The 25,407-nt window shown below is 44.3% G+C and carries 19 protein-coding genes; 8 read left to right on the plus strand and 11 right to left on the minus strand.

Translation table 11 applies throughout. The features are described 5' to 3' along the window. The first annotated feature begins 1 nt into the window (after position 1). The 4 genes from KDM92_RS08680 to KDM92_RS08695 are packed head-to-tail and all read left to right on the plus strand — an operon-like array spanning position 2 to position 4,965. A complete protein-coding gene (locus tag KDM92_RS08680; RefSeq protein WP_212683965.1) occupies positions 2–2,269 on the plus strand; it encodes an EAL domain-containing protein in 2,268 nt (755 codons plus the stop codon). Positions 2,270–2,279: 10 nt separating this feature from the next. Further along, positions 2,280–3,143 (plus strand): HDOD domain-containing protein, encoded by an 864-nt coding sequence (locus KDM92_RS08685; protein WP_212683966.1) that lies wholly within the window; start codon positions 2,280–2,282, stop codon positions 3,141–3,143. Continuing rightward, positions 3,140–4,438 (plus strand): response regulator c-di-GMP phosphodiesterase, NosR family, encoded by a 1,299-nt coding sequence (gene nosR, locus KDM92_RS08690; protein WP_212683967.1) that lies wholly within the window; start codon positions 3,140–3,142, stop codon positions 4,436–4,438. The genes KDM92_RS08685 and nosR overlap by 4 nt, the downstream gene beginning before the upstream one ends. Continuing rightward, the gene (locus KDM92_RS08695) at positions 4,435–4,965 is read left to right on the plus strand and encodes a response regulator (RefSeq protein ID WP_212683968.1); all 531 of its coding nucleotides are present in this window, start codon (positions 4,435–4,437) and stop codon (positions 4,963–4,965) included. The genes nosR and KDM92_RS08695 overlap by 4 nt, the downstream gene beginning before the upstream one ends. Before the next feature lie 135 nt (positions 4,966–5,100). On the opposite strand, the gene KDM92_RS08700 is transcribed toward KDM92_RS08695, so the two are convergent. Next, positions 5,101–6,786: a formate--tetrahydrofolate ligase gene (locus KDM92_RS08700; protein ID WP_212683969.1), complete on the minus strand. Its 1,686-nt coding sequence runs from the start codon at positions 6,784–6,786 to the stop codon at positions 5,101–5,103. 201 nt (positions 6,787–6,987) lie between these two features. Between KDM92_RS08700 and KDM92_RS08705 the strand changes: the two genes are divergently transcribed. Continuing rightward, entirely contained in the window at positions 6,988–8,160 is a 1,173-nt protein-coding gene (locus KDM92_RS08705; RefSeq protein ID WP_212683970.1) for a tetratricopeptide repeat protein, read from the plus strand. A gap of 86 nt (positions 8,161–8,246) precedes the next feature. Here KDM92_RS08705 and KDM92_RS08710 read toward each other — a convergent pair whose 3' ends face one another. After that, positions 8,247–9,521: an amidohydrolase family protein gene (locus tag KDM92_RS08710; RefSeq protein ID WP_230408249.1), complete on the minus strand. Its 1,275-nt coding sequence runs from the start codon at positions 9,519–9,521 to the stop codon at positions 8,247–8,249. 293 nt (positions 9,522–9,814) lie between these two features. Between KDM92_RS08710 and KDM92_RS08715 the strand changes: the two genes are divergently transcribed. Further along, on the plus strand, positions 9,815–11,305 hold the full coding sequence (locus KDM92_RS08715) for a FimV C-terminal domain-containing protein (RefSeq protein ID WP_212683971.1): 1,491 nt from the start codon (positions 9,815–9,817) through the stop codon (positions 11,303–11,305). A gap of 50 nt (positions 11,306–11,355) precedes the next feature. On the opposite strand, the gene KDM92_RS08720 is transcribed toward KDM92_RS08715, so the two are convergent. The 6 genes from KDM92_RS08720 to KDM92_RS08745 form a co-directional block, all read right to left on the minus strand. Continuing rightward, positions 11,356–12,648, minus strand: a complete 1,293-nt coding sequence (locus tag KDM92_RS08720; protein ID WP_212683972.1) for a serine hydrolase domain-containing protein — start codon at positions 12,646–12,648, stop codon at positions 11,356–11,358. A 342-nt stretch (positions 12,649–12,990) separates the two neighbouring features. Beyond that, positions 12,991–13,443, minus strand: coding sequence for a hypothetical protein (locus tag KDM92_RS08725; protein WP_212683973.1), 453 nt, complete (start codon positions 13,441–13,443; stop codon positions 12,991–12,993). Beyond that, a complete protein-coding gene (locus KDM92_RS08730; protein WP_212683974.1) occupies positions 13,421–13,930 on the minus strand; it encodes a hypothetical protein in 510 nt (169 codons plus the stop codon). Before KDM92_RS08730 ends, KDM92_RS08725 begins: the two co-directional genes overlap by 23 nt. 39 nt (positions 13,931–13,969) lie before the next feature. Further along, positions 13,970–17,140 carry an efflux RND transporter permease subunit gene (locus tag KDM92_RS08735; protein WP_212683975.1) on the minus strand — a complete coding sequence of 1,057 codons (3,171 nt, stop codon included), beginning with the start codon at positions 17,138–17,140 and terminating at the stop codon, positions 13,970–13,972. A gap of 12 nt (positions 17,141–17,152) precedes the next feature. Beyond that, positions 17,153–18,358: an efflux RND transporter periplasmic adaptor subunit gene (locus KDM92_RS08740; protein WP_212683976.1), complete on the minus strand. Its 1,206-nt coding sequence runs from the start codon at positions 18,356–18,358 to the stop codon at positions 17,153–17,155. 3 nt (positions 18,359–18,361) lie between these two features. Continuing rightward, positions 18,362–18,916, minus strand: a complete 555-nt coding sequence (locus KDM92_RS08745; protein WP_212683977.1) for a hypothetical protein — start codon at positions 18,914–18,916, stop codon at positions 18,362–18,364. A 330-nt stretch (positions 18,917–19,246) separates the two neighbouring features. Between KDM92_RS08745 and KDM92_RS08750 the strand changes: the two genes are divergently transcribed. Together KDM92_RS08750 and KDM92_RS08755 are read left to right on the plus strand one after the other, a co-directional pair. After that, entirely contained in the window at positions 19,247–19,927 is a 681-nt protein-coding gene (locus KDM92_RS08750) for a heavy metal response regulator transcription factor (protein ID WP_212683978.1), read from the plus strand. Then, a complete protein-coding gene (locus KDM92_RS08755; protein WP_212683979.1) occupies positions 19,927–21,333 on the plus strand; it encodes a heavy metal sensor histidine kinase in 1,407 nt (468 codons plus the stop codon). Before KDM92_RS08750 ends, KDM92_RS08755 begins: the two co-directional genes overlap by 1 nt. Positions 21,334–21,456: 123 nt before the next feature. Here KDM92_RS08755 and KDM92_RS08760 read toward each other — a convergent pair whose 3' ends face one another. The 3 genes from KDM92_RS08760 to KDM92_RS08770 all read right to left on the minus strand — a co-directional run bounded on the left by KDM92_RS08760 (position 21,457) and on the right by KDM92_RS08770 (position 25,278). Then, positions 21,457–22,929, minus strand: a complete 1,473-nt coding sequence (locus KDM92_RS08760; RefSeq protein ID WP_212683980.1) for a M20/M25/M40 family metallo-hydrolase — start codon at positions 22,927–22,929, stop codon at positions 21,457–21,459. 249 nt (positions 22,930–23,178) lie between these two features. Further along, on the minus strand, positions 23,179–24,570 hold the full coding sequence (locus KDM92_RS08765) for an ATP-binding protein (RefSeq protein WP_212683981.1): 1,392 nt from the start codon (positions 24,568–24,570) through the stop codon (positions 23,179–23,181). Positions 24,571–24,618: 48 nt separating this feature from the next. Beyond that, positions 24,619–25,278, minus strand: a complete 660-nt coding sequence (locus tag KDM92_RS08770; protein ID WP_212683982.1) for a response regulator — start codon at positions 25,276–25,278, stop codon at positions 24,619–24,621. Between the last annotated feature and the right edge of the window lie 129 nt (positions 25,279–25,407).

Consider the following 25,407-nt stretch of genomic DNA (forward strand, 5'->3'; position numbering starts at 1 on the left):
GATGCTACAAACGACACTGTGTTTTTCAGAAAATCATCGTAGATGGCTAAATGTTGAATCCAACCTACTAAATAGTAGGCTTAGTAAGCTCGTGCTATCAAACGAAGAAATCAACTTATTACGACAACTACGTCCCGTATTGCCCGAATTAGAAACACGATTTAAATATGCATTTGAAATTGGAATCAAAACAGAGATTCTGAGACACTTCAGTTACTCTCGCTCGTTAAAAATTAATATCGAATCTAAACGACGAGATTTATTTGAATCTTTCAATTCACCTCTAAGCCAGTATTCACATGCTTTCTCGAGCGGGATTCTACAAATTCAAGACCAAATTAATTTACCTTCCAGTTGGTATTTTTCAAAAGCGGAGACATATTTAAATTCCAGTTCAAGTCTAGTGCAAAATTACGACGGAATTGATCAATCAAACCAATCGAATCTACTCGATTTATTGCTAAATTTAAGTCTGTTCGAAATTGGTCTTGCATTTAACACGATCTTTGAATCATTAAAGTCAAAAAATGATCAAGTATCGACAAGTCCAGCAAAAAAACCAACTTCCTCCGTTTTCGAACCTATTCCTATAGAAGAAACTTGTACTATCACACCAAAGATGTTTGAAGTGTCGCAGCAAATTATCCACAATCTAGTGCCGTCCGACACATTTAGTGAGGAAGATAAAGTACAACTCTCTAATGCAATTAAACTGCGCGAAATCGAATTATATTATCAACCAAAGTATGATCTACGCAGTGGCACACTTGCAGGTTTTGAAGCGCTAGTTCGTTGGATACATCCAGTTCGTGGAGTTATATTACCCTCTGACTTTATTCCATTGGCCGAGCAATCCGGTCTAATATCTGAGTTAGGGCAACTCATATTTATTTTGGCATGCGAAACAAAAAAACAATGCAATGAAATAGGCCTAACAATTCCCCCAATTGCTATTAATGTTTCTCCAAAACAGCTGGCAAATCCAAAGTTTATTGATTTTCTACACGACACACTCGCACGATATCAATTATCTGCGGATGAATTCGATATCGAATTAACGGAAACTGCAGTTAGCACAGACTGTGAAAAATTAAAGCGTGACTTGCTGTCATTAAAAGCACAAGGATTTCGACTAGCAATAGACGATTTTGGCACCGGTTACTCTGCACTTATTTATTTACGAGATTTACCATTTGACTACGTAAAAATTGATCGAAGCTTTGTAAGTGAATTACCAAATAATACTGATGATGTAGCGATTGCAAAAGCTGTGATTGCAATGTCGCACAATCTTGGTATCAGTGTTATTGCCGAAGGTGTTGAAAACGAACAACAACTCAATTTTTTAAATTCAATCCAATGCGATCAAATTCAGGGTTTTTTCTACGCAAAACCAATGCCAATCGCGACACTCAAATCTTGGCTTGAAGAGCAACCAGATTTTTCCAAGTATCAAGATAAACCGAACACAACAAAGCGGCTTTTATTAGTGGACGATGAAAAAAACATCCTTTCCGCGCTAAAGCGACTCCTAAGACTGGACGGATATGAAATATTCATTAGTCAAAGCGGATCGGAAGGATTAAACATACTAAGTCAACATAAAATCGATGTAATTATTTCGGATCAACGCATGCCTGAAATGACAGGAGTTGAATTTTTACGAGAAGCTAAACGACTATATCCTGACACCGTACGCATCATACTTTCAGGGTACTCAGAGATACGCTATGTTACCGATGCGGTCAATGAAGGCGCGATTTACAAGTTTTTGAGCAAACCTTGGGACGATGAAATGCTTCGCCAAAATATTGCCGATGCATTTCAATTCAAAACAATTATTGATGAAAACCGCCGATTAAATGAGGTGCTCCAGCATAGAAACCATGAGCTTGCGAAGATCAATCGACAACTTGCTGATCAATCAAAATTACAATCCCATCAATTAGAAATAGATAGGGTTAATATCCAAGTAATCGACGAGATCTTACATCAACTGCCGATTCCCATTCTTGGTTTGAGTAATGATCAACACATTGCTTTTTGCAATGAAGTTGCGATCCACAAGCTATGGAATGGATCTGACATGTACGAGAAATCGATAGAAGAACTTGATGTAAATCTTGCGATTCAGCTAAAAGCCTTCCCAAACAACGCCTACTTTGACCTCAATCTGAATGGCGTCAACTATCGAGCTTTTTGGAAACTGATGGGGAAACTCTCGCCGTCATCTGGCGTAATTATGATGTTTCTACCAAGAGAAAAATAGGGAGTTCAACATGAACACCGCATCCCATTTACACACATTTTCGCAATTAGAGCGACTTCCTGTTCTTCCTGAAGCAGCAACGAAATTACTTCAAACTCTTGAAGATGAAAACGTTAATCAACAAGATATCATATTAGACCTGTCTCGTGATTTCAGTCTGACTTGCAAATTGCTACGAATCGCGAACTCTTCATTCTACGGTCTGACCTACCACGTAGCTAGCATCCACGATGCATTGATGATTTTGGGTTCAAGAACAGTCCATTCTCTCGCTATCGCCAGCTTACTCACAGCCCATTTATACAAGTGGGTTGACTCGATTGATGGAATTAAACAGTTTTTCAATACCGCATTGGAGAATGCCATTTACAGTCAATTGCTAGCTCGTCATATCTCATTTCAAAGTGATGTGGCGTTCACAGCAGGTTTACTACACGACATTGGAAAACTGGCAATCGCTATTGAATTTCCAGCTTATAGCAAATCAATTCTTGCCCAAAACCAAAGCAGTCGAAGTATTACAACCGAAATTAACGGCAAAACCCGACACTTTCTCTATTCTGATGTCAGTCGAAACATTCTCAATTATTGGCACATCCCGTCCGAAATTCAAGACGCTGTACAACATCATTGCGAAACGCTGAGGAAAGATACTGACATCCTAACTTTACTTGTAGCAGCTGCTGCTCTTTTAAGCAATCGTGCCGATGGAATAAATCAACGAATAGAGATGTTGCAAACTCAAACTGTTCTTTGGGATCGACTTGAATTAAGCAAAGATATATTAGAAGAACTGGAAAAAAAGGCGCAAGAGTCTTTGATCGAAATTCTAGATATTGTAAAGAGCTTTCCTGAAACAAAAGGCACTATATGATCTCCAATAATCAGGCTGCACGTATTTTGTGCGTTGATGACGAGCCTAATATTTTGTCGTCTCTTAAAAGATTGTTGCGCCCGCTCGGCTACGAACTAATCATGGCTACTAGTGGAAAAGAAGGATTAGAAGTACTCAACAAAACTGAAATAGATCTAGTTATTTCAGATATGCGCATGCCTGAGATGAATGGGGCGGAATTTCTTCAACATGTTAGGGAACTTTGGCCAGACACAACCAGACTTCTATTAACTGGCTACTCAGATATCAACTCCATTATTGATGCGATCAACCAGGGTCAAATATACCGCTATATAACTAAACCCTGGGATGAAAATGAAATTTTACTTATTGTCAGCCAGGCCATAGAACGCCAACAGTTAAAGCGCGACAAAATTAGACTAGAAGCACTTACACAAAAACAAAATGAAGAACTAAGACAACTTAATTCTAACTTGGAAATAAAAGTTCAAGAGAGAACAACAGATTTACAAAGAACGCATGAACAACTACTCAATGCAAATGAACAATTAAAAAATAACTTTTTAACTTCAATTAAGGTATTTGCGAGCGTCGTTGAACTACGCGGCGGTCAACTTGCGGGACGAAGTCGCCGGGTGGCTGACCTATCTCGGAGAATTGCTCGTCAGTTAAAACTTGATGGACGATTAATACAAGAAATTTTCATTGCGGCACTACTCGCGGACATTGGAAAGCTAAGTTTAAGCGACGATTTACTGCGTATTCCGCGACAACTAATGAATGCACAGCAACTTGGTGAATTCGCTCGCCATATTGCAAAAGCAGAACAAATCTTGATGCCGCTTGTGGATCTACAAGATGCAGTCAAAATGATTCGCAGTCAGCACGAACGATACGACGGGCGAGGATTTCCTCATAAACTAATAGCGCAAGAAATTCCAATAGGCGCCCGCATAATAAGCTTGGCTGGAGATTTTGATGGCTTACAACATGGCGCTATTCAGCAAAAAAATTTAGCAACAGAAGAGGCAATTTTCCGAATCAAACAGAGCGCTGGGGGAGCGTATGATCCAGAAGTTGTAGCAGCGTTTGAAATCGTAATTAGTGGCAAAGCAGAAGAATTTATCACTCAAGAAATTGATTTCAGATCGCTTCAAGCGGGCATGGTTCTAGCACAAGACCTAGTCACACGAGATGGTTTGCTAATTTTGCCAGCCGATTTCGTTATTGAAGAGAAAATCGTTGAGAGATTGCGAGTATTTGGCCTATCACAAAAATCTCCATTAATTGCAAAGATCAGGAGAAAATCATGAGAAACATTATGCTTGTCGACGATGATCAAGGAATTCTCAATGCGATACAGAGGAATTTTCGACAATTGCGTCATCGAGATCAATACCATATTGAGTGTTACATCAATCCGTTAGACGCGCTAAAACGAATCAGCGAACATCAATTTGACTTAGTTATAGCAGATTTCAATATGCCAGATATGGATGGAGCTACCTTTTTATCCTTTGTAAAACAATTTCAGCCGAATACTGTGCGCTTGATGCTAAGCGCGTCACTCGATCCACAAACTTTACTAGCCGCGATCAATCAGGCGGAAGCAATACGCTATCTTCCAAAACCTTGGCAAGTGTCCGATCTGCAAGCGGCTTATGACTTAGCTTGTGAACGTTATGACAAAAATTTAGAAGAACATCGACTAGCAGATGAACGTAGGTTAGAAACGGGTGAATTAAATGCAAAAGATCTAGCGTTACGACGACTAGAGGAAATCGAGCCTGGAATTACAAAGGTAAACTGGGGAGCAGATGGATCAGTTATCATAGATTAAAATAAATCATTGATTAGCTTTCTCTGTGAGCAAACACTTCCTTAAAATCCAATATTGCAAGAACAATTAAGCTCAAATTTCATCTAGTTTATATAAGTTATTCAACCACCTTTAATCTAGAAATCGATGACCCATTTAAGATAAACCGCTAATCACCCCCTGATCGTCAATATCTATATGCAAAGCTGCTGGCACCGCAGGCAATCCCGGCAAGCGCATAATCGCGCCGGTGATCGGCACTAAAAAGCCAGCACCGGCTGCAATTTCAAATTCGCGCACTGTGAGTTCAAAGCCACTTGGTCTTCCGATTAAGGCTTCATTATCCGAGAAAGACTTTTGCGTTTTCGCGATGCAAATAGGCAGATGACCCAAACCTAGACCTTCGATGTGCTTAATATCCGCCAAAGCTTTAGCTTGGAAAACTACAGAACCGGCACCGTAGATTTTTTTGGCGACAGTTTCGACCTTGGTTTTGATATCGCTATTCCAATCATAAATTGGCGTATAGCGTCCTTTGAAGTTTTCTGCGGTTTCAACTACCGCGCGGGCTAAGTCGGTTGTTCCTTCACCGCCTTTTGCCCAGCCTTCAGAGAGCGCCACTTTGGCTCCACGTGATTCACACGCTTGTTTTAAGAAAGCGAGTTCTTCGTCGCTGTCGCTGCTGAAGCGATTAATCGACACAACCGCTGGCAAGCCAAATTGGGCGATGTTTTCTAAGTGTTTTTCAAGATTTGCAAATCCTGCTTTAAGCGCATCCAAATTCGGTGTTGTTAAGGTTTTTAGATCTTGTCCGCCGTGGTATTTAAGCGCGCGTACCGTCGCCACAATCACGACTGCGGACGGACTCAAACCCGAATAGCCGCACTTAATATCGAGGAATTTTTCTGCGCCTAAATCGGCACCAAAGCCTGCTTCGGTCACGACGTAATCTGATAAAGACAGACCGAGTTTAGTTGCTAATACGGAGTTGGTACCTTGTGCAATATTCGCGAATGGACCGCCATGAATAATCGCTGGATTGCCTTCTAAAGTTTGTACCAAATTGGGTTTGATCGCATCTTTCAACAATGCCGCCATCGCGCCTTGTGCTTTCAGATCGCGGCAATAAATCGGCGTATTGTCGTAGGTATCACCAACATAAATATTACCAAGCTTAGTTTTTAAATCTTGGAAGGATTCTGCAAGGCACAAGATCGCCATGATCTCGGACGCTGCCGTAATATTGAAACCCGCTTCACGGGGATTGCCGCCGGGACGACCGCCAAGACCAGTAATAATGCTACGTAGTGAACGATCATTCATGTCCATCACGCGCTTCCATTTGACGGTACGTGGATCGATACCCAAGCTTTCTTTTTGGAAGTAGATATTATTGTCGATCAAAGCGGCTAATAAATTATTCGCTTTTTCAATCGCAGAAAAATCGCCCGTGAAATGTAAATTAATATCTTCCATCGGCACGACTTGAGAGTAGCCGCCACCCGCCGCACCGCCTTTAATACCAAACACCGGGCCTAGCGACGGTTCGCGCAAGACTACAGTAGTCTTTTTACCGATGCGATTCAAGCCTTCAGTGAGACCAATTGAAGTGGTGGTTTTACCTTCGCCTGGCGGGGTTGGTGTGATGGCGGTGACCAAGATCAATTTGTTCTTTTTGATTTTTTCTGGATCAATCAAGTGCAGTGGCAATTTGGCTTTGTACTTGCCATAGTGCTCAAGCTCATCGATATCCACGCCCAATACTTTGGCAATCTCATCGACATGTTTAAGTTGTGCGCTTTGTGCGATTTCTAAATCACTTTTGACTTCTTGGTTTGCCATATTAATTTCTCTCATGAATAAACAAAGGCGTGAAAAAATAAATTCCATCTCTTTTGAATAGGAATTTTGTGCAAGCACAATATACATAACTTCGTGCAAAAACTCTTATGATTTCGCAGAAATTATCTGTAAAAGTCAATTAAACCAGAGTAAAGTATTGCGAGACGTTCTATAAAAATTCCAAATGTTCATGGAGGCCATATGCGCAATATCTTTTTTTCGCTATGTGTACTTGGATTAAGTGCCTGCGCAACATCAGAGCAAACGCAAATGCCATCAAGTGCGAAAGAAGCAGTTGCTGCAGCGCCCAACAAAGTCATTTGGCATGACGATTATTTTGATGAAGTACCCGCGATTCCCATCATCTCAAGAGCAGAAGTTTTTGAACTATCTGATCAGTTAAAGCAGCGAATAAATCAAACTGAAGTTCAAAAACTGGGCAATATTTCGAAAACCCGTTTTTTACTCGACTTGGTTTACACCGAAGATTCTGCAGAGTTCTCTTATAACAATAATGAAACGACGACTGCTAAAAAGACCTGGGAAAGCAAGCGTGGCAATTGTATTTCCTTAACGATCTTGGCTTATTCGATCGGCCGCGCTTTGAATTTGCCAATCGTGATGCAAGAAGTGGAGATACCGGTTCAATTCGATCGCCGTGGCAACTTAGATTTTTTAAGTTCGCACGTCAATACAATGGTGATGCAAAAAGATTTTTGGTTTGAACGCGAAGGTGAGAACCGAGGCTATTTGATTATCGATTTTGAGCCACAGACTATGGTGTTACATAAAGGTCGAGCCTTAAATGAAGATGAGATTTTATCGCGCTTCTATAACAATCTTGGTGCCGAGCACCTTGTAAAAAATCAGAAAAATGCAGCCTACGCATATTTCAAAGCTGCGATCCTCGCCGCACCGAATAATTCACTGGCTTATAGCAATCTAGCAGAGCTGTATCTGCAAACAGGTTGGCATGAAGAGGCTGAACAAACCTTGGCACACGCTTTACGAATTAACGAAAATGATGTTATCGCTATGCGCAATATGCAGAAAATTATGCAGATGCAAAATCGTGATGCCGAAGTTTTGATGCTTGCGAAAAAAATTGAGGCTAGCAATGCCGAAAATCCTCACTATTGGATAGGCTTGGGAATTCAGGCGATAAAGAATAAGGAATATCTCAGTGCAGTAAAGCACTTAGAGAAGGCGAAAAAAATGGCGCATGGCTACGCCGAAATTCATAGAAATTTAGCAGAAGCTTATTTACATACAGGGAATATGGCAGGCGCACAGCACGAAATTAGTCAATTGATCGACTTAGTGCCAGACCATCCTAAGTCGATCATATTACGTAATAAATTTGCGATGCGCTAAAGAGTCATCAAGCTGCGTCAGACCTACTCACTATAATCTGACGCAGCCATATTACATCGTGCAGATGAATGAAAAACCGCGGCCGCCTAATTGGGGATGATCTTCCCGTCTTTCATCACCAACTTAACTTGTCGCACGCGTCGAATATCTTGACTTGGATCGCTCTCAACTGCGATTAAATCTGCCAACATACCGCTGCGAATGCTACCAATTTTGTCGGCATAGCCAAATGCTTTCGCATTCAAGGAAGTTGCCGAGCACAACACCTCGATCGCACTCATGCCATAGTCAACCATCAATTCCATTTCACGCGCGTTATCACCGTGCGTATAAACACCAACATCGCCGCCCATACAAATATCCACACCTGATTGCAAAGCCAACTTAAAACTTTGGCGCTTAGCTAATAGACGAGCAGGCTCGGGATCGACGCCTTCTTTCCAGCCACGATATTGTTCAATCGCGTCACCCGCTGCCAAGGTTGGGCACAAGGTGACATTCTTTTCTTTCATGCGTTTAAAAACTTCCGCTGTACCGCTGTCGCCATGTTCTATGGTCGAAGCACCTGCTTCAATTGCGCGTAACATGCCGTCTGGGGTCGATGCATGCGCAACCAATTGCCGCTTACCGCTATTGGCAATACTCGCCATGACCGCCATCTCTGCCACAGAAAAAATCGGTACGGCTTCACCATCTCGTCCGGCACGATAATCGGCATACACTTTAATCACATCAGCGCCCTTACCAATTTGGCTGCGCACTTCATGCGAAATCTGTTCGATACCCGATACCTCAGCAGCACCTTGCGGCAAATCGATATCAGGATTTTGACTTTTAGGTCCATAAGCACCCTTGGCGACTAGCGCCTTGGTGGCGATGATCATGCGCGGGCCAAGGATTACTCCTTTTTCTATCGCCTTTTTTAAACCAACGTCATCGTATTCCGCGCCTTCAGTTCCAAGATCACGCACAGTCGTAAAACCAGCAGCCAATGTGGCTTTGGCATGATTCACCGCGCGTACCACACGTTCTGCGCGGCTTTCTTTTAATACTTGGTCATCCCAACTAACTTCGTTATAAGGGTGCAGCAGTAAATGCGAATGCCCTTCAATTAAGCCGGGCAATAAACTTTGTCCTTTCAACTCAATCACACGCGTATCTGCGGGCAGCTTAAAGCGCATAGGACCAGCTTCGACGATCTTATTATTTTTCACCAGCACGACCCAATCTTGCTGCATTTTCTGCCCATCAAATACGCGATCAGGCTTTAATAAAATCATCGTATCTGCGGCTTGAGCACAGACCGGAATGCAGGCAAAGATACTGCCCAGTAAGCTCATTTTCCATATCGTTTTTTTCATGCCTTTTTCCTTTATTGAAGCCTTTATTTTGAATCTAATAGCAAGCACCGAAGCTGCCATCTTGACGCCAGTGAACGGTAACAAATCAATGCTGTATACAACTTATGCCGACGAACAATAGCAGGATTTATTGCCGTCAAGCACGCTTATTTCCCTGCTTCAACAGAAGTCAAAGCGATAGTGTGGGATTTATACAAACATCGGCAAATAAACGAGGAATATTCATTGTTGATCGAATTTATCAAACAATCTAACTTAAAATTCATGTCAATTATTTTAAGAATGGGTGGATTATGGAGACGACTCAATTATCTTCACGCAAACGAGGATTTTGCTTCGCCAAGATGTTTCTAAGCTTACTGTTTTCTTTATGTTTGTGCTCGCCCCTGATCAGCGCGGCATCCGTACAAGAAGCTAAACCCACCACGGCAACTCAAGCGACAGAATTAAGTGATGCAGATAAAGCACAGCAAATTCAATTGCAACAAGAACTGACCAAGCTGTTGGCGGAAAATTCCCGAATCAATAAAGAAAAAATAGAATATCTTGAAGCGCAATCGCAAAAGGTTTTTTGGACGCAATGCTTGATTGGTTTCTTGGTTGTGATGATGTTGGTCTCTTTATTCTCATTCTGGCGCTTGCATGTACAGCATAAATTTCAGGATGGTATCGATGCACTGACTACCTCGATCCGAAGCTTTCAAGACTCCCTATTCTCGCTATCTTTCATTGACACCTCACAACTCAGCACGGTTGGTAGAATGTCGTCTTTTCATACCACTGGAACAGATGCAGAGAATACGACACAAGGCGGTAATAGTCGTTTTAAAAAGACCTTAAATCCCAACACCGGCGATGAGTTTTCTGATATTCGTGGTTTTTTTGATGCTTGGCTCAATGTATATAAACCGGGTGATCCACGCTATGAAGAAGCCTTAGCTGCCGCGACCAAACCAAATTCTCCCAAACCTTGGCTACAAAAATTAGATAGTTCACGCCAAAACAAAGATCAATCGGCATTTGAATCTGTCAGTAAAGAGCTAAAAAAGTTTTTCAATATCCGCTTATTGCCGTGGCAAACACCTGCCACGCCGATGCAGAAACAATTGAGCGACTATCCACATGTGATCAATAAAATCATCGAATTGTGGCCGAAAGATGAAGTCGTCATTTATCTTGAACGTTTATTAAACAATTCAAGAATGAGTCCACGTGAGGGGTTTGATTTAAATATCTTTCTACAATTAGAAAGCTTATTGGAACTGGCGCAGCATGAAGACCGCCCGCGTCAGATCAATCAATTACGAGAACTAGGTGTCGCCGAATTTTTATTCCTTACACCACCGTCTACGAATGTATCTGCCACACTCGCGCCACAAGCAAACTTAGCACCAGATTCTATCAGCCGCCCAAAAAAAACACTTGAGGCAGCACTTGAGGCAGCACCTGAAACCAGCATAGCTAAGCTTGAAGAGCTTGCTGCACCAAAGACGATAAACCTAGAAAAAATAACCCCGACCATCATCGATGATAACAACATAGCATCGCGCATAACACCGACCAAGAATGATCCAGCTCAAACCGCAAACGCGCATGAAGTGCGTTTGCAGTTAGCGCAAGCCTATCTAGAAATGGCCGACTCTGAAGGAGCATGTTTGTTATTAGAGGAGATCATTCGCGATGCGACTCCTGCGCAACAAGCGCATGCTAGACGTTTATTGGCTGACATTGAAAAGAAGCGTGCGGATTTAGATGCGAACAGACGCCATACTTACTTCCACTAAATGGACTAAATCCACATCAATCTAAATAAATCTACAAGCTAAACACTCGCTCATTTAGTCGCTTTATTTTCTGCGAGCTGCGCACTAACCGCAGCAAAAAATGCTTGATCATCTACCACAGCGCCACCAGTCGGCTTGACTTGCGCACCCCAAACGACAATCACGATGTTATTGCGTGGATTCAGATAGAGATACTGGCCGTGTATCCCTATCGCCATATACGCGCCATCTTGGAACCCTTGTTCGCTATTCACAGGCCACCACAAATAACCATAGGGAATAAAATCGCCTTGGCGCAGACGCTTCGGCGTTCCAGCTTCATAAGTCCATGCGGTGGGCAAAATTAATTCTTTCGCCGCCAAGCCACCACCCAACATGAACAAACCAAAGCGTCCATAATCACGCAAGGTCGCACTAAAGCCACTGCCGCCAATCTCGACACCATTCGGCGCGTCTAACCACCATGTCGCATCGGCTTCCATGCCGTACTTTGACCATATCCGTTCCTGCAAATAAGCAGATAAAGGCATGTCTATCGCATTGCGTAAGAGTTGCGCGGCAACTTGGGTTTCACCTGTGCTGTAATTAAATCGACTGCCCGGCGCAAATGCCTGCGGCAAACCAGCCATCACTCGCATACTGGAACCGGCTTGCTGCGCGATCTGTGCCTCCAATAACTTACGACGATCAGATCGAGGATCTGAGTAAGCCTCGTTCCAACGCACACCTGAACTCATCATCAATACGTCTCTGACAGTCGCCTGTTGATAGGCGCTATCTTTTAGCTCAGGGATATACTTGATCACCAGATCATCGAGTCGCTGAATCTTGCCCTGCTTGATTGCTGCACCAATCAAGGTCGAGGTAATCGACTTCGCAATCGACATTGACATCCAACGCGTCTGTGCTGAATTTCCATAACGATATTTCTCTAGGTGGATTTGGCCATCTTTTAGTATCAATAATCCGGCAACCTTATTCCATTCAAGATACTGTTCAAGCGAAACGCGCCGCCCACGATCGATAAAGTAAAATTCACTAATTGATTTTGCAGCGACCGGTAAGGCTTTTGGCTTTGCCGATTTAAGGATGCGATGAGACGGAAATAAACGATCAATATTACGGAAGGTATTAACTGCGATGGCAGGCGACAATGTGCCATCATAAATTTCGCGCACTTTGCCAATTGATTCTTTCGCATGCGGATAAGCATTCTTTGCTTGCGCCGATGGCGTGGTAGTTGTGGAGGCCTGCGCTACTGGCTGTGCCGATGCGAGCGGTGATGTAAGCAGCGCAATTGCGCTTATAAGGAGCGCAATTAACAGAGGTCGAATCGGCGTCATAAGCCCTCATTTAGAAAATAGTCAGCGTAAAAATATCGAAACAGTATTCTTGGTGTTGTTAAGTTTTACTTCATTTTGCCTCTTTGTTTTCATCAAGCTCTCATTGTATCGTTGATCTTTCCTACAAAAATACGAATCCAATCAAGAAAAAACTATCTAGATTGCATTTCTATCCTCGCAAGAGCGACACGATCATTTTTGGCTTAACTCGACAACACCAGAATATTATCCCTCTTTTTACGCTGCTTATTTATATCGCTCATTTATACCGCGTATTGGATCTCTAGCTTTGTGTACATCCTAGAATACGGAGTTGGACAGCTTTGATACTGTCCCGACAGGCTATTTCTTTTGCACCTGACTGAGACTCAAATCAAGCGTCACTACTTCCTTAGTTTTGTTCGACCACATCCAGCAATAATCCTGGCTTTGAGCAGCTTCAAATTGCTCAGCCACAGAATCACGTGCTTGATATTTGACGGGTAAGCTCACTTTTTTACCTTCGTGAAAATGGATATTAAAGTCCAAAGGCTTCGCACTTTGATATTGCCAATCGATTTTTGTGCCGAGCATGAGTTTGCCGCAGACTTCGAGTATACCTCCGGCTTTAATCTCGCCTCGATGTTGAAAACGCCCTTGCTCATCCCATTTTAATTCGACCAAGCTTGCATTTGCCGAAGCCGACAAACCCAAGCTTGCAGCGATCACCACACAGACGGTGGCGAAACGGAGGGCGTTGATTTTAGAGTTTGAGAATGTAAAGTTCATCATCTTAGTGCTTATGCTCATGCGCATGTTCAGCTTCCTTATGATTTCCCTTGTCTGCTGCTTTTGTATTGACTTTTTTCGCCTTAGCAAATGGCGTAAAACGCGCTTGTTCAGCAGGCTTACCCGCCATCGTCACAGTCAATGCACCCTTCAAATTCGCGGTTGAAGCATACGTCGCTTTACCGACAAAACGATTTTCCCCTTCTGGTACTAAATCAACCGTGGTCTTTTTGGTTCCCTGCACTAAAGTCAGACTGGCACTCGCTCCTTTAGTAGAAATACCTTTATTTGCGTGATCAGTTACATACACCGTGACTGGATTTTCTTTGGCGGTTTTGCTGTCTTGTGCCAACACCAATTCAAAGTGATATACACCCGCCATGCGAGTTTGACCGCCATTGGGTGACTTGATCGAATCAAAATATTTGTCATCATGAGCGTATGCGCTAGTAAGGCTGGCTGCACTAATTGCTACACTGGCTAAAGCTGTAAAAACGAATTTAGAGAGTTTCATATTATTTCCTTTTCTAAAAGATGATCACTTTACTTCAAATTAAAATACTTCTTGCTGTTCTTTATTTTTTGTCGCGGCTAATAAATTCAACAAAGGTTTCTCACCCCAGCGCCAGAACATCAATGGGGTTAACACGGTATCGAGCAAAGTAGAACTAATCAAACCACCAAAGATGACCACCGCCACAGGATGCAAAATCTCTTTACCCGGTGCGTCGGCAGAAACCAACAAAGGCAGCAAGGCAAACGCCGCGACCAAAGCCGTCATCAAGACCGGCGTTAAACGTTCTAGTGAGCCACGAATAATCATCTGTTTGCCAAATTGCTCGCCTTCAAACGCACACAAATTAATATAGTGACTAATTTTCAAAATGCCATTGCGCGTCGAGATACCAGCCAGAGTAATAAAGCCAACCAAAGCAGCCACAGACAAAGTTTGTCCTGCCAACCATAGCGCTATTACAGCACCAACCAAAGCCAGCGGAATATTCCCCATAATCATCATCGTTAGAGCAATCGAACGATAACGGCTATACAGCACCAAGAACATCAAAGACAAAGACACCAGCGACAACAAGGCAATCAAATTCGAGGCTTTTTCTTGTGCTTGAAATTGCCCCTCTAACGATGTCGAATAACCAACTGGCAAATCCTTTGCCGCCAATTCTTCGCGTATATCTTTGATTACTTCAGTCATATCACGACCATCAGTATTTGCCGACAAGACGATGCGACGACGTGAATTTTCGCGATTAATTTGATTAGGGCCATCGCTCTCCTCCACCTTGGCGAGTTGCGATAGCGGAACATGACCGCGCGGCGTTTCTATCAATAATTGCTGCAAGGCTTGTAGATCGCGACCATTTTCTGGCAAACGCAAAAGCATATCAAAGCGTCGATTTCCCTCAATGATCTGCGTGATTTTTTCACCTTCAATTTGTTGCTGCAAGCTACGCAATAGCGCACCGGGCGCAATACCGTAACGCGCCGCTTGATCATAATCGACATGAATTTTAATCTGCGGAATTAAGACCTGTTTCTCAATTTGCAAATCGGTAATCCCAGGAACGCGGCTCAAACGTTCACGTAAATCATGGGCGATATTACGCAGTGTGTCGAGATCATCACCAGCCACTTTCAAAGCAATCTGCGCACGCACACCAGACAACAAATGATCTAGACGATGCGAGATCGGCTGACCGACATTACTATTGGCAGGCAAGACTTTGAGACGTTCGCGAATATCCTGAATAATCTCATCACGACTACGTTTGGATTTCTTTAAATCGACGTCCATCTCGCTATAGTGTACGCCTTCTGCATGTTCGTCCAACTCAGCACGACCGGTTCGGCGCCCGACTTGTGTCACTTCTGGAACTGCTAACATCAATTGCTCAGCCAGACTACCGAGGCGGTTCGATTCTTCCAATGAAGTTCCGGGATTCAATACCAAATTGACTGTCAAGGTGCCTTCATTAAACGCGGGCAAAAACGCACGAGGAAAAAATGGCACGCTGATCGCCGCCAAAACAACAGCGACAATTGCCACTGCAAACAAGCTACGTACATGTTGAAAAGACCAATTCAACAGTCGGGTGTCCCACTTTTTCAACCAGACCACGAGCGCACTATCACCATGACCTAGCTGCTTCATCTTTGGCAACAAGAAGTAGCACAATACTGGCGTCACCGTCATCGCCACTGCCATACTGGCCAGAATCGATACGACATAAGCGATCCCGAGTGGAGTAAATAAACTGCCTTCAATCCCCGGCAAAGCAAACAAGGGCACGAACACCAGTACCACAATCACAGTCGCATACACAATCCCACTGCGCACTTCACCAGACGCACTTGCGATCACCTGCAAGCTAGGTAAAGGTTGTGCCAGCAAACTATTTTCTTTCAGTCGCCGCAACACGTTTTCCACATCGACCACGGCATCATCGACCAATTCACCAATCGCAATCGCTAATCCGCCCAGCGTCATGGTATTGATGGATAAATCCAAATAGCGGAACACTAAGATGGTCGCCAACAAGGATAAAGGAATCGCTACTAAAGAAATGATCGTGGTACGAATATTCAACAAGAATAGGAACAATAAGATTGCCACCATGATCGCGCCATCACGTAAGGCATCATTCACGTTATCGAGCGAATTCTTAATAAAGTCAGCTTGGCGGAACAAGAATTGCGGTTGCTCTACTCCTTGTGGCAGATTCTTTCCTAATTCGGCGATTGCGCGTTCAACTTCGCGAGTCAATTTCACACTGTCTGCGGTCGGTTGTTTTTGCACCGAGAGTATCACCGCTGGCTTGCCTTTGTAACCACCATCACCACGTTTAAAAGCTGGTGCAATTGCCACATCAGCGACTTGTTTCAATAAGATCGCTTGCCCTTGCTTCACCGCTACTACGACATTTTGCAAATCTTCAATACGACTAGTGCGACCGATTTGGCGAATCAAATATTCGCGGCCATTTGCCTCAGCAAAACCGCCACTGGTATTCGCACCAAAATCTTTGAGTGCGGCTTCGACTTTATCGAGTTCGATGCCCAATGACTGCAATTGCGCGGGCTTGATCTCAACCCGATACTGACGAACTTCGCCACCAATCGGCGTGACCTGCGCTACACCTGGAATATTCAATAAACGTGGCCGCATCACCCAATCGGCATATTCACGCACTTGCATCGCGAATGTACCTGCAGCCGCATTAGTTGAATTGGTCTCAGCTCTATTGGCGTCTGCAATATGAGATTCCGCACTGACAGGCAATGCAATCAACAAGATTTCTCCCATAATCGAAGAAATCGGTCCCATTTGCGGTGTCACGCCAGCTGGCAATTGCTCACGCACCAAACTCAAACGTTCTGCGATTTGCTGACGATTGCGGTAGATGTCGGTACCCCAATCAAACTCAACATAGATAATCGATAAACCGACACCCGATACCGAACGAACACGCGTAACGCCGGGCATGCCGTTCATGGTTGATTCAAGCGGAAAACTCACCAGTTGTTCGACTTCTTCCGGTGCCATACCGCCGGCTTCCGTCATCAAAGTCACTGTAGGCTTGTTCAAATCAGGAAAAACATCGACCGGCATTTGACGCATGCTGAGCAAGCCGTAAACGATCAACAAAATTGATGCAGCGAGTACGATCAGCCGTTGGCGTAAGCTAGTGTTAATAATGAATTGGAACATGGGCAGACTTCCTTACTTCACTTGCGCTAACAAACTTGCGCCAGCGGTCACCACGCGTTCATCTTCTTTTAAGCCGGAGACGATAGCGACACGCTCAGCGTCCAGACTATGCGCCACCACTTTACGTTGTACAAAACGTTCCGCTTCCGTATGTACCCATACCGCTGATTCACCGCCTGTCAACTTCATCACAGCGGAATTCGGTACGGCAAATCCTGTCGTTAAGCGCTTGGTTTGAATAATCACTTTTATCGCCTGCCCAACGGCTACTGCGGTCGGTTTGCCTGAGACTCTGAACAGTAAAGGTATTGCTTGCTCACGCATTTGCTGACCGCCCCCGACAAAGTTCAGCGATAAACCGAGTGACGCATTTGAAGACACCGAAGTCTTTTGCTGCTGCCAAGTCGCGGTTGCATTCGCAATGTCTGCGGTCAAAATAGGATCGTAAGCCAAAGCTTCTACCATCAAACGATTCGGATCAATGATTTCAAACAGGGTTTCTTTGGCATCAAATACCTGTCCAGTGACCGCATTCGCCACACTAATGATGCCTGACACTGGCGCGATCAAGGCTTCACTTTTTGACAGACTCGCTTCAACCGCTGCTTTACGTTTTTTCAGCGCTTCATAATCAAAACGTGCCGCTTCCACCGTAGCTTTAGGCAAAGCTTCGGATAATTGTTCATAGCGTTGCACCTTACGTTCGGCAATCGATAATTGTGAATCGATATCCGCCAAAATTGATTGGCTATTACCTCGATCCAAACTACTCATCACCGGACGTAAATACGCTAAGACTTGGCCTTTACTCACACGTTGACCTAGGCTAGGTAAACCAGCCGGCCCTGCTTCTAGTCGACCTGGCTGACTAGCCTGCACACGACCACCTGCGTTTGGGTCAGCGATAATTTTGCCGTTAAGTTCTATCGTATTTGGTAATTCTGCTTGCTCGGTAAGCAGCGTGCGCAATGCCAGTTGTCTTTGCACAATCTTAGGCACAAACAAACTACCGTCAGATAGACGCTGCGCCGCTGTCGCATCTAAAAAACTTGATTTGACGCTTGCACTAGCATTAGGTTTTGCAGCAGCTTTGGTCGGCTTTTTACTATGATCTTCATCGCCATGCGCTCGTACCAAGTTAGCGTGAGTCAACAATAATAGTGCAGAAAAAAACGTCGATAATTTCATGGCGGATTTCAAAATGGATCGTGTTTGCATGACTTACGCTCCCCAAGCAGAACGGTTTTGGCGACGCTTGAACATCAAAATAGCAGTGAAAAATATCACTACTAACAGTAAACCCAGTGCAATCCACCAGCCAGTTTTCGATGTTTCTGGATGATCATGCGCTTGCTCGCTGAGATCAGGGATCTCTAAACTCGCCGTCATCACATCCCCTAATTCACCCGCCTGCACCGAAATCGACAAGGGATATTTACCCACTTTTTCCATAACGCCTTGCGCCAATTCAATCACATACACGCCCGGTGCAGTTTGCTTAGCGATCGCTTTCAATAGGTTACCGCTCTCAACTTCGATTTGTGCATCCGCAACCAAACTATTGTCGGCAAAACGATCCAAATAAATGATCAAGGAACGTGCTTGCAACACCGCAACCAACTCAAAATCTTCAGTTTGGGCAGTAGCGCGCGGCGCGACTTGCGTCGTGGGTACGGCAGGCGTTGCATGTTCGTGGTCATCATTACCGTGTGCGATCGCTGAGCTGGCGATCTGCATACTCAGAAAAAAAACAATTAAACAAAAAAAGGATTTCAAAACTCACTCCTTGATAGCGTGAAATCGTCGTCAAACTTGCGTCGAGCAAAACAAACCAAAGCAAAATGACAATCAACAACATCAACCATGTTAAAAATAGCCACTATTATCGCTTTCGCATCACGACAGTTAGCTGACTGCAAGATTACAAATCTGTAATCTGCGGGCACAAAACTGAGACTCTTAAAGTGAGCAAAGGCATTCTGGGGATTAAAGGGGAATTTATTGGAGTGAAGTGGAACTTCGCGGGTAAAATTGGCAAAACTTGGGAAAAATTTGCCAAGCTACTTCGCTCTCGCATCAAAATCACATCAAACATCAAAGTCCTACATGAAAATCCTAATCGTTGAAGATGAACAAAAAACTGGCGATTACCTTAAACAAGGCTTAAGCGAATTCGGCTTTAGCGTTGATCTCGCCCGCAATGGTTTAGACGGATTGCATTTAGCCAAATCAGGCGACTATGACTTATTGATACTCGATGTCATGCTGCCCGAACTGAATGGTTGGCAAGTGTTAGAAGCCTTGCGCCGTCAAGGCTTACAAACCCCAGTCCTGTTCTTGACCGCAAAAGACCAAGTCGAAGATCGCGTCAAAGGCTTGGAACTTGGCGCGGATGATTATTTGGTTAAACCATTTGCATTCTCTGAACTAGTCGCGCGCGTCAGAACTTTACTTAGACGCGGCAAGAATCAAATCGAATCCGCCACTTTGCGCGTAGCTGATCTTGAATTAGATCGACTCAAACATCGCGTCACAAGAAATGGACAAAGAATAGAGTTAACCGCCAAAGAATTTTTATTGCTCGAATTATTCATGCGCCGCCAAGGTGAAGTGCTGACGCGCTCGCTGATCGCCTCCCAAGTCTGGGATATGAATTTTGATAGCGATACCAATGTGATTGAAGTAGCTGTTCGCCGCTTACGTAGCAAAATCGATGACGCTTTTGAACCCAAATTAATTCACACACTACGCGGCATGGGCTATGTGATGGAAGTGAAAGAAACATAATGCAGCAACTCTCACTGACAGCGCGTTTAACGCTATTTTTCACCAGCCTATCGTGTATCGTTTTGCTCAGCTTGGGCTGGTTGATTGGTGCGTCCATCGATGCGCACTTTAAAGAGCAAGATCACCATGCCTTGAGCGGAAAATTAGAGCTTGCACAGCACATCATTGAACGTGTGAATAGCGAACAAGAAGTACGCAATTTAGCCGATCAGCTCAGCGATGCCTTGGTCGGGCATCATGATTTAGCGATCACCATTTTAGATAAACAAGGCCAAGTAATCTTGGCATCAGAGGCAGTTAAATTTCCCGCTGTATATTTACAACGAGCACGAAGCCAACCCAGCCCCACCCTATTTTCTTGGGATGCCAACGGCGATCACTATCGCGGCTTAGTCAGTGTTTTCACCACCAAAGATCCACAATATGCGCCCATCACAGTGGCGATTGCGACTGATATTGCGCACCACCAAGAATTCATGGCGAGCTTTCGTAAGACCCTGTGGCTATTTGTATTTGTAGCTGCTGCACTGACGAGCGTGTTAGCGTGGTTTGCCGCCAGCCGCGGCTTACGTCCATTGCGCATTATGCGAGAACGCGCAGCCAAAGTGACCGCCAATAAATTAGATCAACGCTTACCATTAGAATCCGTGCCGCCAGAGTTAGCCGATTTAGCACAAAGCTTAAATCAAATGCTAGCAAGACTAGAAGAAGCATTTCAACGCTTATCTGATTTTTCTTCCGATCTTGCACACGAGTTGCGTACGCCTATCAGCAATTTAATGACTCAAACCCAAGTGTCTTTGTCACAAGCGCGCGATGCACAAAGCTATCGCGAAATCTTAGAATCGAATGCTGAAGAATACAGCCGTCTGGCGCGCATGATTGCGGATATGTTATTTCTTGCCAAAGCAGAAAATGGCCTAAGTCTCGCCAATGTAGAAGCGGTCGATATCGTGCGTGAACTACGCGATTTATTTGAATTTTATGAGGCGCTAGCGGACGAAAAAACGATTCGCTTTGATCTACAAATTGAGCAATCAAATGCCGCAAGCTGGGTGATACGCGGTGATCGCTTGATGTTAAGACGAGCACTCAGCAATATCTTATCTAATGCCCTACGGTACACACCAGAAGGCAACAGTATCCAAGTGCATCTACAGCTACAATCCTCGTGTATCGAGCTAAAGATTTGCAACCCCGGCAGCACTATTCCAACCCATCATCTGAGTCGTATCTTTGAACGTTTTTACCGCGCCGACCATGCACGCCAACATGCCGATGGCGAAGGTTCTGGCTTAGGTTTAGCGATTGTAAAGGCGATTATCGATGGACATCGTGGACAAATCAGCGCAAGCTCGGAAAATCAACTAACTTGTTTTACCATTCATCTTCCGCAGCAAAATTAAGCATTGCCAAACCAAGCAGATCTAAAATAAAAAAAGCGCCATGTGTATCAATGCACAAGGCGCTTTTTTCTCAACGGTGAATTATTTTTTTAGCTTGATGAAATGAGTTTCACTGAATGAATTTCACTGACTAAGGCGTTTCGCCAAATCATATAAAAACCGTTGACCTTCATACAGCGATTTCACAGGTAAACGTTCATTCAAGCCATGCGCGTTCGAGCCTTCTGGATAATGAAAAATCCCACTCACACCATAAGTCCAAATTCCCGCATTATTTAAGAAACGACCGTCAGTGCCGCCTGGCGACATGGTCGGTACTACAGGAATACCTGGCCACATTTGTTGCGTTAAATCAGTCACGGCCTTCATCAATTCAGGGTGTAAGGGTTGTGCAGGCGATGCTGTGGCGGTACCGACTGGCGTCACTTTAATCGCACTGTCTGCCAACACCGATTGGATGCTAGCTTGAGTTTGCTCGACAGTTTCACCGGGCAAAATACGACAATTCACATTGGCTTGTGCACGCTGCGGTAATGCATTGGTCGCGTGACCCGCATTCACCATCGTCGCCACGCAGGTGGTGCGCAAACTGGCGTTATAAAACGGCGTAGTGGCACTTAAACGTGCCAAGGCTTCTGCATCGACTGGTTCACGTAAGATGGCCTTCATATCTGCGGCCAATTGCCCGCTCTCTATATTCGACATGGTTTCAAAAAAACCACGTGTGGTTGGCGTCAAGCGGAAAGGGAAATCATATTTACCCAAACGCGATAATGCATCTGATAATTGATAAATCGCATTATCTTTGCGTGGCACCGAGCTGTGTCCGCCAGTATTCGTCACCTCTAAACTAAAACTTTGAAATATCTTTTCGCCTGCTTGTATGCCATGACGCACTGGTTTGCCATTTTTATCTAAGCTACCACCACCGCCTTCATTTAAAGCAAGTTCTGCATCGATTAATTCACGATGATTCTTTAACAAATACTCGACACCATTAAATTCTGCTGGTACTAACTCTTCATCGCAGGTCAAGGCCATGATGATATCGCGCTTGGTTTTCAATTTCTCCTGTTTATAACGCATCATATTGGCAACGAAAATTGCTGCCATTGGCTTATCGTCAGACGAGCCACGCGCATAAAAGAAACCATCTTCTTCTATCAATTTGAATGGATCGCGCAACCAATCTTCACGTTTCGCTTCGACCACGTCGATATGCGCAAGCAGTAACAAAGGTTTTTGTGTTGCGCCAGCAGTTGCCTTATAACGCGCGACTAAATTGCCTTTCTTGGGTGCGCCGGGTGGCACAATGACTTGCATATCACTATCAGCAAAGCCAGCCTTTTTCAAATGTGCCGCCATCGCCTTTGAGGCCGCAGTGCAACTGCCCACTGAGTTGGTGGTATTTATCTCAACCAACTCTTGATAAATCGCGCGCAGTTGTTTTTGTTCGGGACTAAGGTTCTTTACAGCATTCTGTGCATGGGCTTGTGCACTAATTTGTGCACCAACTTGCGCACTGAAGCCAGCGGCAACGCTACTCACTGCAATAGCGATGATGGCACGGCTTATTTTGCTACGAGATATCGACATAGTGAGTTCCTAAGTTAGCCTACAAATAAGTCTCGAAAAAAAGACATGTACCGAATGATAGATGCCATGAAGATGCTACAAACAAGTATGGACTAGAGCTGCACGCCAGAGTTCCCAACTCACAAAAAAAGACGCAAATCCATCGAAGCTAGCGGTTTAAATGAGCAATCGACTATTCTCAAGCTACTTCAACCAACACATCAATTGCAAACATTAGAAAAACATTTAGAAAGAAATTTAGATACAAGTCTAAGAAGAAAACCATACTGTAACAATCAAGCCCTGCCCCGCAGCTTCCCCCAGTTCAAGTTGCGCATCATGGCTGTGAACTATACTCTTGACGATCGACAAGCCCAAGCCACTCCCTGATGCGCTCGCGCCGGGCAAACGGAAGAAACGTTCAAATACCTTTTCACGCATCTCGACTGGAATCCCTGGACCCGTATCTTGAATACGTAAGAAGGCGCGACCATCGACACTTCCACAAGATAATGCAATCTGACCACCAGCAGGTGTGTAGCGCACCGCATTATCGAATAAATTACGCACCATAATCGCCAGCGTATCGGGATTTATTAAGCAAGAAGCAGCTTGCAGCTCGCTGGTAAAAGCTAACTGTTTTTTCTCTGCGATAGCGGTAAATTCAGCGACTTGCTTAGCTAAAAATGCTTGCAAATCACCCGTCTGTAAAGCAGGATCACGCGCTGCTTGTGGGTCGAGTTTAGATAAGGTCATTAACTGCCCAACCAAGCGGGTTGCACGATCAACGCTAATCAACAGACCCGCAGCAGCTTCGTCACGTTCATGATCATTGCGAGCACGTTGGATAACCTGCAAATTTGCTTTAATCGCCGCTAGTGGCGTACGCAATTCATGCGAAGCATTTGCGGTGAATCGTTGCTCTTGCTCCATCGCATGACTAACCCGTTCAAACAACTGATTCAAAGCACTAAGTAAAGAGTGCAATTCAATCGGCGCTCCAGCCAAATCGACTTTTTCTAAATCATTGGGCGTACGTTGACTAACTTGATCAGCCGAGTGTTGTAACGCACGGAATAAGCGATTAATCATCCACCATATCGCACCGGCCATTAAGGGCAACACCAGTAACGCAAATACCAGTAATTTGTAGGCAAAACGGCCGCTAATATCTTTACGATGACTAATTGGTTCAGCGATCTGAATTTGCAAACGATGCGGCGCATTCCAAATCGAATAAGTACGCCAAGGTTGTCCATTCAATTGGGTCCAACCGAAACCACTATTGGTGTCAGTGGTCAAGGGCGTTTCTGGCGCTGCATTATTACGATATAGTAGCCGCTTTTGCGTATCCCAGATTTGCAGCAATAAATACTGGCTATGCTTTTCCACATTGGATTCGGTCAAGGTATCAGCAGTCGAAGCTAAGCGTTCCTCAGCTTCATGATCGGCAAGCGTCAACAACAAATGCGCAGTCTCGGCTAAGGATTGATCAAATAATTCTTGGCTTTCTTGATCAGCCTCGATGTACACGACGATGCCACTAAAGCCCCAAATTGATACGGTAATCGCTAATACAATTGCCAAGATCGAACGACGCAGCGACCAGCCCTCGCCTTCTTTCTTCGCCAAATTTTTCAACTCGATTTTACTTAAATTCATATCTGCTTCTCTTACTGTGCCGATTACCCTAATCGGTATCTCTCAACATTATTCTTTATCGATCACGTAACCAACCGCATGCAAAGTGCGTATCAATTCTTTGCCGAGTTTCTTGCGCAGATGATGAATATGTACTTGTATCGTATTACTTTCGATTTCATCACCCCAGCTATAAAGCGCTTGTTCCAGCTGATCTTTCGTGATGATTTGTCCTAAATGCTCAAACAGAATTTGTAAGATATTAAATTCTCGCGTCGTCAAATTAACCGACTCACCATGCAATTTGACCTGTCTCGCGGCGGTATCAATTTCGACACCGCGATGGGTTAGGATCTCTCGACTGCGACCAACTAAGCGCCGACGAACCGTACGGATGCGGGCAGCAAGTTCATCTATGTCATACGGTTTGACGATGAAATCATCAGCGCCGCTGTCTAAACCCATGATGCGATCGGGAATTTGATCTCTTGCGGTCAAAATCAAAATCGATTGATCAAACCCGGCTGCTCGCAATTTTTTCAATAAAGTCATGCCATCTTGACGCGGCAAACCTAGATCCAGTAACAAACATTGATACTGATGGAGTTTAATAGATATTTCTGCATCTTCTGCCGACTGTACCCAATCAACCGCATAACCTAACTGATCCAAGCCTAGCTGCGTAGCGCGTCCTAATTGCGGATCATCCTCTACCAACAAAATACGCATATCCCTCCTCAGTTTTGTTTTTACTGTGCCGATTGATTGTTCGCAAATATAAGCTTAACTTGTTAAGGAGTTCTTAAGAACCACTAACTACAATAGCTTCACTTTCCCCTTATTGACACTCTTTGAGAC

This window comes from Affinundibacterium baiyunense, from assembly GCF_018139645.1.
Classification (GTDB): domain Bacteria; phylum Pseudomonadota; class Gammaproteobacteria; order Burkholderiales; family Burkholderiaceae_D; genus Undibacterium; species Undibacterium baiyunense.

Coding starts and splice junctions, on each gene's coding strand:
- KDM92_RS08680 (WP_212683965.1), top strand. CDS start 2: ATGCTACAAACGACACTGTGTTTTTCAGAAAATCATCGTAGATGGCTA.
- KDM92_RS08685 (WP_212683966.1), top strand. CDS start 2,280: ATGAACACCGCATCCCATTTACACACATTTTCGCAATTAGAGCGACTT.
- nosR (WP_212683967.1), top strand. CDS start 3,140: ATGATCTCCAATAATCAGGCTGCACGTATTTTGTGCGTTGATGACGAG.
- KDM92_RS08695 (WP_212683968.1), top strand. CDS start 4,435: ATGAGAAACATTATGCTTGTCGACGATGATCAAGGAATTCTCAATGCG.
- KDM92_RS08700 (WP_212683969.1), bottom strand. CDS start 6,786: ATGGCAAACCAAGAAGTCAAAAGTGATTTAGAAATCGCACAAAGCGCA.
- KDM92_RS08705 (WP_212683970.1), top strand. CDS start 6,988: ATGCGCAATATCTTTTTTTCGCTATGTGTACTTGGATTAAGTGCCTGC.
- KDM92_RS08710 (WP_230408249.1), bottom strand. CDS start 9,521: ATGAAAAAAACGATATGGAAAATGAGCTTACTGGGCAGTATCTTTGCC.
- KDM92_RS08715 (WP_212683971.1), top strand. CDS start 9,815: ATGGAGACGACTCAATTATCTTCACGCAAACGAGGATTTTGCTTCGCC.
- KDM92_RS08720 (WP_212683972.1), bottom strand. CDS start 12,648: ATGACGCCGATTCGACCTCTGTTAATTGCGCTCCTTATAAGCGCAATT.
- KDM92_RS08725 (WP_212683973.1), bottom strand. CDS start 13,443: ATGCGCATGAGCATAAGCACTAAGATGATGAACTTTACATTCTCAAAC.
- KDM92_RS08730 (WP_212683974.1), bottom strand. CDS start 13,930: ATGAAACTCTCTAAATTCGTTTTTACAGCTTTAGCCAGTGTAGCAATT.
- KDM92_RS08735 (WP_212683975.1), bottom strand. CDS start 17,140: ATGTTCCAATTCATTATTAACACTAGCTTACGCCAACGGCTGATCGTA.
- KDM92_RS08740 (WP_212683976.1), bottom strand. CDS start 18,358: ATGCAAACACGATCCATTTTGAAATCCGCCATGAAATTATCGACGTTT.
- KDM92_RS08750 (WP_212683978.1), top strand. CDS start 19,247: ATGAAAATCCTAATCGTTGAAGATGAACAAAAAACTGGCGATTACCTT.
- KDM92_RS08755 (WP_212683979.1), top strand. CDS start 19,927: ATGCAGCAACTCTCACTGACAGCGCGTTTAACGCTATTTTTCACCAGC.
- KDM92_RS08760 (WP_212683980.1), bottom strand. CDS start 22,929: ATGTCGATATCTCGTAGCAAAATAAGCCGTGCCATCATCGCTATTGCA.
- KDM92_RS08765 (WP_212683981.1), bottom strand. CDS start 24,570: ATGAATTTAAGTAAAATCGAGTTGAAAAATTTGGCGAAGAAAGAAGGC.
- KDM92_RS08770 (WP_212683982.1), bottom strand. CDS start 25,278: ATGCGTATTTTGTTGGTAGAGGATGATCCGCAATTAGGACGCGCTACG.